Here is an 8,391-nt window from a genome sequence, read left to right on the forward strand (position 1 = left end):
GCCTCAGTCGCGGCCGGCACTCGCGGGTGCGGTCGGGACGTTGTAGCCGACCAGCGCGTGCGTGCCGGCCGGGCCGTGGTAGTCGAGCACCGTGAGTGAGCAGTTGACCGGCGGCGCGAACCCGCGCTGCCCGGGTGGCGGCACCCGCAGCGCCGCCGCGGCCGCCACCCGGATCGGGCCGCCGTGCGCGAAGGCCAGCAGGGTGCCGGCCCCGACCTCCTCGGCCGCCTCGGTCAGCGCGGTCCAGACCCGCTCGCGCAGCTCGGCGAACGTCTCGCCGCCGCCGCGCCGGACGTCCTCGCCGCGCTCGAACGCCGCGAGCTGGACCGGGTATGCGGTCGCGACCTCGGCGAACGTGCGCCCGTTCCAGGCGCCGACGTCGATCTCACGCAGCCTGGGGTCCTCCCGGACCGGCAGGCCAGCGGGGCCGGCGTACGCCTCGGCCGTGTCCCGGGCCCGCGGCAGGTCGCTGGAGAGCACGAGGTCGGCCGCGCCGAACCGGGCGGCCAGCACCGCTGCCGCCGTCTCCGCCTGCTCGTGCCCGCGCGCGGTCAGGCCCGAGTCCGCCTGACCCTGATAGCGCTCCTCGACGTTCCACCGGGACTCGCCGTGGCGAACGAGCACCACCCTGACCCTCATGCCGGCACCTCGCTCGGCAGTTCCGCGTAGTGGCACGCGGCGGGGTGGTTGCCGACCCGGTCGACCAGCGCCGGCTCCTCGCTCGCGCAGCGCGGCTGCGCCTTCCAGCACCGGGTGCGGAACCGGCAGCCGCTCGGCGGCGACACCGGGGACGGGATGTCGCCCTCGAGGATGATCTCCTGCCGGGGCGGTGCCGCCCACGGGCGCGCCACCGGCACGGCGGAGAGCAGCGCCTGGGTGTACGGGTGGGCCGGCGCCGTGAAGATCTGGTCACGGGTTCCGGTCTCCACCACCTTGCCCAGGTACATGACCGCGACCTCGTCGCAGAGGTGCCGCACCACCGCGAGGTCGTGCGCGATGAACAGGTACGTCAGCCCGAGGTCGGCCTGCAGGTCCACGAGCAGGTTGAGCACCTGCGCCTGCACCGAGACGTCGAGGGCCGACACCGCCTCGTCGCAGATCACCAGCCGCGGCCGCAGCGCCAGGGCCCGGGCGATGCCGACCCGCTGCCGCTGGCCGCCGGAGAACTGGTGCGGGTAGCGACCGGCGTGGTCCGGGTTGAGCCCGACCCGCGCGAGCAGGTCCTTGACCTCGGCCGCCCACCGGTCGCGGGCCAGCACGCCCGGGTGCACCCGCCACGCCTCACTGATGATCTGCTCGACGGTCAGGCGTGGGTTCAGCGACGCGTACGGGTCTTGGAAGATCATCTGGATTTCCCGGCGGGTCTGTCGGAGCGCTTCGCCCGACAGCGCCAGCAGGTCCCGGCCGGCGAAGTGGACGCTGCCGGACTCCGGGCGCTCGAGCCCGATGATCGTGCGGGCGAGCGTGGTCTTGCCCGAGCCCGACTCGCCGACGATGCCGAGCGTCCGCCCGGCGGTCAGCTCGAACGAGACCCCGGCGACCGCGCGCACGGCGCCCACCTTGCGGTGCAGCAGCGCCGAGCGGATCGGGAAGCTCGTGTGCACGTCGCGCACCGACAGCAGGGACTCAGCCATGGGCGACCACCTCCTCGGCGTGGTGGCAGGCGGCCCGGTGCTCCACCGGCCGGGTCGGCACCGGTCGCAGCGCCGGCCGTTCGGCCGCGCAGACCTCGGTGGCGAACGTGCACCGCGGCCGGAACGCGCAGCCGCCCGCGAGCCGGGTCAGGTCGGGTGGCGCGCCCGGGATCGGCGTCAGCCGGCCACGTGGTCCGGAGAGTTCCGGGATGGACGCCATCAGGCCACGGGTGTACGGGTGCCCGGCGGTCTCGTAGACCTCGCGCAGCCCGCCGGTCTCCACTACCCGTCCGGCGTACATGATCATCACGCGGTCCGCGACGCCGGCGACCACGCCCAGGTCGTGGGTGATCAGGATCATCGACATCCGGTGCTCGGCCTGCAGTCCGGCGAGGAGCGACATGATCTGCGCCTGCACGGTGACGTCGAGGGCGGTCGTGGGCTCGTCGGCGATCAGCACCCTGGGCTGCAACGCCAGCGCCATCGCGATCATCACGCGCTGCCGCATGCCGCCCGAGAACTGGTGCGGGAAGTCGTCGACCCGGCGCGCGGCGGCCGGGATGCCGACCCGTTCCATCAGCTCGATCGCCTTGCGCCGGGCCTCGGCCCGGGAGGCGCCGCGCCGGCGGCGGAACAGCTCGCCGATCTGCGTACCCACGCGGAACACGGGGTTGAGCGAGCTGAGCGGGTCCTGAAAGATCATCGCCAGCTCGGTGCCGTTGCGCCGGCGGCGGTCCGCCGCGGGCTCGGCGAGCAGGTCGGTCCCGGCGAACCGGATCTCCCCACCGGCGACCTCGCCCGCGGGCCGCGGCACGAGGCCCATCAGCGCCTGCGCCGTCACGCTCTTGCCGCTGCCGGTCTCGCCCAGCACGGCCAGCGTCTCGCCCTCGGCGAGATCGAAGCTCACCCCGTCGACCGGCGTGATCAGTCCGCCGCGGGTCCGGAACCGGACGGTCAGGTCGCGCACCGACAGCAGCGGAGGCGCCTGGACAGCTGTGTTCTCCATGGGCGTCACATGCTCCTCAGCCGGGGATCGAACCGGTCGCGCAGCGCGTCGCCGAGCACACCGAAACTGATCACCAGGATGGCCAGGAAGATGCCGGGGATGGTGGAGATCCACCACGCGTTGGACAGATAGTCGCGGCCGTTGGCGATCGTCACGCCCCAGCTCGGGGTGCTTGCCGGCGTGCCGAGGCCGAGGAAGCTCAGCGACGCCTCGGCGAGGACCACGTGCCCGAGCTCGACGGTGGCGACGACCAGGATCGGTGCGATCGCCGACGGCAGGATGGTCCGGCTGACCAGGTGCCAGGTGCGCGCGCCGAGGGTCCGGGCGGCGTCGACGAAGTCCCGCTCCTTGATGGCCAGCACCTGGCTGCGGGTGACCCGGGCGAACGTCACCCAGTTCGAGATGGCCAGCACGATCACGATGTTGACGACGCTCGGTCCGAGGATCGACGCGATCAGGATGGCCAGCAGGATCGACGGGAACGTGAGCTGCACGTCGGCCAGCCGCATCAGCACCGCGTCCAGCCAGCCGCCGCGGTATCCCGCGGCCAGCCCGGCGGCGACGCCGATCACGCCCGCCAGCAGGAGGGTGGCCAGGCCGACCGTGATCGAGACCCGGGCACCCTGCAGCATCTGCGCGAGCACGTCCTGACCGACCTGGTCGGTGCCGAAGAGGGCGAGGCTGCCGTCGGCCAACCGGGTGCCGGGTGGCTTGAGGCGCGCGCCGAGGTCGGTCGCGACGGAGTCGTACTTCAGCAGGATCGGCCCGATGATCGCGGCGAGGACGTAGAGCGAGATCACCACGAGCGAACAGATGATCCGCAGGCGGCCGAGCGGCTTGCCGCCCGGCGCCGCGTCGGTCCCCGGCGGTGCGGCGTCGGGCAGCGTCGCGAGGTCGGTGGCCGCGTCGCGGGTCGGCGCCTCGGTGCGGTCCATGCTCACCGTCCCAGTCGGATGCGCGGGTCGAGGTAGCCGTACAGGACGTCCACGATCAGGTTGATCAGGACGAACCCGCCGGCGATCAGCAGGATCGCGGCCTGGACCACGTTGTAGTCGCGGGCCGAGATGGAGTCGATCAGCAGCCGGCCCGCGCCGGGCCAGGCGAACACCGTCTCGACGATCACCGCGCCGCCGAGCAGCTTGCCGAACTCGATGCCCGCGACGGTGACGATCGGGATCAGCGCGTTGCGGATCGCGTGCGGGAAGATCACGATGCGTTCGCGCAGGCCCTTCGCCCGGGCGGTCTGGATGTAGTTCTCATGCACGACGTCGAGGAGTCCGCTGCGGGTCAGCCGGATCAGGATCGCGATGACCGGCAACGCCAGCGTGAAGGCGGGCAGGATCAGCCGGTCCAGCCCGCCCCGGCCGCCGCTGGCCAGCAGGTTGAGCTGGCGGGCGAAGACCAGGATGAGCACGATGCCGATCCAGAACGACGGCATCGACTGCGAGAGCAGCGCGAACACCGACACCACCCGGTCGGCGAGCCGGTTGACCCGCAGTGCCGCGACCACGCCGAGCCCGATGCCGAGGATCAGCGCGATCACCATGGCCGCGACCGCGAGCTGGATCGTGGCCGGCAGCCGGTCGACCACCAGCGTCATCGCGTCGCGGTGGTAGCGGTAAGAGTCGCCGAAATCGAATCTCGCAACGTCGCCCAGGTAGATTCCATATTGCACGAACAATGACCGGTCCAGCCCCATCTGCGTACGCAGGGTGGCGATCTCCTGGGCCGTCGCATCGGAGCCGAGAATGAGCTGGGCCGGGTCTCCGGGAACGAGACGCAGCACCAGGAAGACAATCGTCACCGCGCCACAGAGGACGAACAGCGCGAAGACGATGCGCCGGGTCAGATACGCCGTCATGACTGGTCCTATTGCTACGTTAACGTTAATGGAGCTGCTGGCCGATGCTAGGTGCCCGACCCACCGCCGTCAAGCATCATGAACAACTCTCCGGTCTGGATAGTCGCTGTGAGCTGCAGAAACATCTCTCGATCTCGCGACGTTGGCTCGAGACGAGCCTTGACACCTCTCGTGCATTAACGTTAATGTCCGGCCGCGACAACATCTCTTTTCCAGGAGCGCTGGATGACCACATCGGACCTGGCTGCCGAACTTCGTGACGCCATCAGGTCGACGGATCCCAGATTGTCGAAGTTCACCCCGCTGCGACGAATTCTGGCCCACGACGACTTCAACACCGGAACGCACGGCTGGACCGAACTGCTCGGCAACTACAACGGTCGCGGCGACCTCTCCACGGTCGACGACCACATGCGCGACTTCCGGCCGCCCCAGCTGTCCTCGTGCACGTTCTTCGACATCGGCACGCACGGCGCGATGAGCGGCACGTACGCGCTCAAGCTGGCCACCCGGGCCTACGAGGGGCACACCGCCACGGCGATCCGCCGGCTGACCATGAGCGGGCGGGGGCTGCTGCAGCTCGAGGCCTACTTCACCTTCAAGTCCGAGGCGACCGTGGACCCCGCCGGCAGCGACCGGTTCGGCGACGTGACGTGGGACGGCAACCTGCACCCCTCCGAGGCGCAGTTCGGCTGCTTCACGGTGGCGACCGACCTCTGCGGCGACGGCGGGCTGCGCTACCACACGGTCGCGCGCTACCTGAACACCACACTGGACAACCAGCTCGCCCGCCAGTGGGTCTATCCGGTGGTGCCCGAGCCGACGCCGCGCGAGCACCTGGAAGGCAAGGTCAAGCTCGGCTACGGTGCCGACTTCACCGCGCCCAACCCCGACGACTGGCAGCCGTTCGGTGAGCCACAGGAGCTCTGCTACAACGAGGTGCCGACGAAGGTCAACTGGCACTACCTGCGCTGGCTGATCGACACGGGCGCCCGGCGCAGCGTCGAACTGCAGGTCAACGACCGGGTCATGGACATGACCGAGGTGCCCGTGCCGCCGTACGCGGAACGCTACGACTCCCTGGAGAACCTGCTCAACTTCTACTTCTCGGTGCGGACCCACTCCACGATCCGCAACTTCCTGTACCTGGATTCCGTCCTCATCTCCACGGAGTGGTGACATGCGGCAGGCGTTGACAGCGGTCCTCGAGCGGGACACGACGTTCACCGGTGACTTCGTCACCGAGCCCTACGAGGTGGCCTGGGCCGGCGAGGCGCGCTGGTTCGTGCACACGCTGGCCGCGGCGGGAACGGTGCGACTGGTCACCCAGATCTCGCCGGACGGGCTCACCTGGTGCGACCTGGACGGGGTGGAGCACGTGGTCGCCGGCCCCGGGCTGGTCACCTGGCCGGTGACGGGTTTCGGGCAGTGGCTCCGGTTGCGTGGCACGTTGGCCGGGGAGCATCCGTCGGCCACAATGCGTATCTATCTCACCGCCAAGAGCTGACAACGGCCGGCACGGCAGCACAGCACGGAGAGGGCACGGGATGGCGCAGGGTCGCCGGCACACGTTGCGCGACATCGCGGAGACGCTGAACCTGTCGGTCAACACCGTGTCCCGCGCACTGTCCGGAAAGGACGGCATCGGCGATCGGACCCGCGCGCTGGTCCGGGCCGAGGCCGAGCGGGTGGGCTACGTGCCCAACACGCTGGCCCGCTCGCTCGTCCTCGGCTCGGCGATGACGCTAGGCCTGGTCATCACCAACCCGTCCAACCCGTTCTACGCCCAGCTCATCTCCGGCATCGAGCTGCGCGCCCGGGCCCATGGCTACTCCCTGCTGCTGGTGGTGACCGACGAGTCCGAGGAGATCGAGGCGCGCGGGGCCGAGTCGCTGCTGCGCTCCTCGGTCAGCGGCGCGATCGTCGTGCCGGTGCAGGGCCGGGCCGACCCGTGGCGCCGGCTCGGCGGCGTGGGCGTGCCGACGGTGCTGCTCAACCGGGACCTGCCCGAGCTGGGCTACCCGTTCGTCGGCACCGACAACGAGCTGGGCGCCTATCAGGCCACCGCGCACGCGATCGCCCGCGGGGCGCGCTCGATCGTCGTGCTCGAGGAGGACCTGCCGATCACGACGATCGCCAACCGGATCGCTGGCTTCCGGCGGGCGATGACGGAGGCCGGCCTGCCCGTGCCGCGGGGCAGCGTGATCTCCGTGCCCACCCGCCGCCTGGAGGAGGCGGCGCTGCCGTGGCAGCCCGAGCAGGCCTACCGCGTCGCGCGCCGGCTGTTGCGCCGGGGCACGCTGCCGGACGCGGTGGTGGTCGGCAACGACTACTTCGCGCTCGGCCTCTACCGGGCGCTGCACGAGCACGGGCTCAAGGTCCCCGCCGACATGATGGTGATCGGGTTCGGCGACTACCCGTTCTCGGAGTTCCTCCAGCCCTCGCTGACGACCGTGCGGCTGCCCGCGCTGGAGGTCGGCAGCACCGCGGTCGATCTGCTGCTCGAACAGATCGCCGACGGCCCGGCCGAGGAGCCCCGCCGGCAACTCATCGCGCCAACCCTGGTAACCCGTGACTCGACCCGCCCGCCGATTCCGGAAAGTCGGACCCGCCCACTCGACGGCCACTAGGCTGATATTGGCAGGGGTGGCCTTAGCGCGCCTATTGCGCGGCGTTGCGCGGCCACGTGCCCGGCGCGACCTTTCGCGGGGCCGATCCTCGTTCTTCCGCCTCGCTCCACGAGGGCGTTCCGAGCCCGGACAGCCGGATAAGGAGTCAGAGTCGTGAAGAAACTGATCAACGCGCCCGAAGGGGTGCTCACCGACGCGCTCGTCGGGTTCGCGGCCGCGTACCCGGACCTGACCGTCAACGTCGAGGACCGGTACATCACCCGCGGGCCGACGGCGGGCAAGGTCGGCCTGGTCTCCGGTGGCGGCTCCGGCCACGAACCGCTGCACGGCGGCTTCGTCGGCTACGGCATGCTCGACGCCGCCTGTCCGGGTGAGGTGTTCACCTCGCCGGTGCCGGACCAGCTGCTGGCCGCGACGAAGGCGGTCGACGGCGGCGCCGGCGTGCTGCACATCGTGAAGAACTACACCGGCGACGTGCTCAACTTCCAGATGGCCGCCGAGCTGGCCGGCGACGACGGGCTCCAGGTCGAGTCGGTGCTGGTCAACGACGACGTCGCGGTCGAGAACAGCACCTACACCGCGGGCCGGCGGGGCACCGGCGGCACCGTGTTCGTCGAGAAGATCGCCGGCGCGGCCGCCGAGCGCGGCGCCGACCTGGCCGGGTGCGCGGCGGTCGGTCGGGAGGTCAACGACCGGTCCCGCTCGTTCGGCGTCGCGTTGAGCACGAACGTCATCCCGGCCACCGGCAAGCCCGGCTTCGAGCTGGGCGACACCGAGATCGAGATCGGCATCGGCATCCACGGCGAGCCCGGCCGGTCGCGCGGCCAGATGACCACCGCCCGCGAGATCGCCGGCGTGGCGCTCGACGCGATCCACTCCGACATGCCGCTCGCCGGCGACGTCCTGGTGATGGTCAACGGCCTGGGCGGCACGCCGCTGATCGAGCTGTACGTGGTCTACGCCGCGGTCGCCGAATGGCTGGAGGGCCACGGCGCCACCATCACCCGCAACCTGGTGGGCAACTACATCACGAGCCTGGAGATGGCCGGTTGCTCGATCACGGTGTGCCGCATGACGCCCGAGCTCACCGAGCTGTGGGACGCGCCGGTGCAGACGCCGGCGCTGCGCTGGGGCCGTTGATGGACACCAGCGCGTTCCGCGCGTGGGTGCACGAGGCGGCCCGGCTGATCAGCGCGGAGGCCGAGCAGCTGACCCGGCTCGACGCGGCGATCGGCGACGGTGACCACGGCATCAACCTGC

Annotated in this window: 9 protein-coding genes; 4 read left to right on the forward strand and 5 right to left on the reverse strand. The window is 71.0% G+C overall.

What is annotated here, in order from left to right:
• Positions 1–3: 3 nt before the first annotated feature.
• The 5 genes from AB0H87_RS12050 to nikB are packed head-to-tail and all read right to left on the reverse strand — an operon-like array spanning position 4 to position 4,501.
• A complete protein-coding gene (locus AB0H87_RS12050) occupies positions 4–639 on the reverse strand; it encodes a histidine phosphatase family protein (protein WP_360143071.1) in 636 nt (211 codons plus the stop codon).
• Positions 636–1,634 (reverse strand): dipeptide ABC transporter ATP-binding protein, encoded by a 999-nt coding sequence (locus AB0H87_RS12055; RefSeq protein ID WP_360143073.1) that lies wholly within the window; start codon positions 1,632–1,634, stop codon positions 636–638. The genes AB0H87_RS12050 and AB0H87_RS12055 overlap by 4 nt, the downstream gene beginning before the upstream one ends.
• Positions 1,627–2,640, reverse strand: a complete 1,014-nt coding sequence (locus AB0H87_RS12060) for an ABC transporter ATP-binding protein (protein WP_360143075.1) — start codon at positions 2,638–2,640, stop codon at positions 1,627–1,629. Before AB0H87_RS12060 ends, AB0H87_RS12055 begins: the two co-directional genes overlap by 8 nt.
• Before the next feature lie 5 nt (positions 2,641–2,645).
• On the reverse strand, positions 2,646–3,575 hold the full coding sequence (locus AB0H87_RS12065) for an ABC transporter permease (RefSeq protein WP_360143077.1): 930 nt from the start codon (positions 3,573–3,575) through the stop codon (positions 2,646–2,648).
• A 2-nt stretch (positions 3,576–3,577) separates the two neighbouring features.
• Positions 3,578–4,501 (reverse strand): nickel ABC transporter permease, encoded by a 924-nt coding sequence (gene nikB / locus AB0H87_RS12070; protein ID WP_360143079.1) that lies wholly within the window; start codon positions 4,499–4,501, stop codon positions 3,578–3,580.
• Positions 4,502–4,726: 225 nt separating this feature from the next.
• Between nikB and AB0H87_RS12075 the strand changes: the two genes are divergently transcribed.
• The 4 genes from AB0H87_RS12075 (at position 4,727) to dhaK (ending at position 8,271) form a co-directional block, all read left to right on the forward strand.
• Positions 4,727–5,680, forward strand: a complete 954-nt coding sequence (locus tag AB0H87_RS12075; RefSeq protein WP_360143081.1) for a DUF6772 family protein — start codon at positions 4,727–4,729, stop codon at positions 5,678–5,680.
• Position 5,681: 1 nt separating this feature from the next.
• The gene (locus tag AB0H87_RS12080) at positions 5,682–6,008 is read left to right on the forward strand and encodes a hypothetical protein (protein ID WP_360143083.1); all 327 of its coding nucleotides are present in this window, start codon (positions 5,682–5,684) and stop codon (positions 6,006–6,008) included.
• A 40-nt stretch (positions 6,009–6,048) separates the two neighbouring features.
• A complete protein-coding gene (locus AB0H87_RS12085; protein ID WP_360143085.1) occupies positions 6,049–7,131 on the forward strand; it encodes a LacI family DNA-binding transcriptional regulator in 1,083 nt (360 codons plus the stop codon).
• Between the two features lie 153 nt (positions 7,132–7,284).
• The gene (gene dhaK, locus AB0H87_RS12090) at positions 7,285–8,271 is read left to right on the forward strand and encodes a dihydroxyacetone kinase subunit DhaK (protein ID WP_360143087.1); all 987 of its coding nucleotides are present in this window, start codon (positions 7,285–7,287) and stop codon (positions 8,269–8,271) included.
• Positions 8,272–8,391: the final 120 nt, after the last annotated feature.

It is taken from the genome of Asanoa sp. NPDC050611 (assembly GCF_040654855.1).
In the GTDB taxonomy this organism is placed as follows: Bacteria; Actinomycetota; Actinomycetes; order Mycobacteriales; family Micromonosporaceae; genus Asanoa.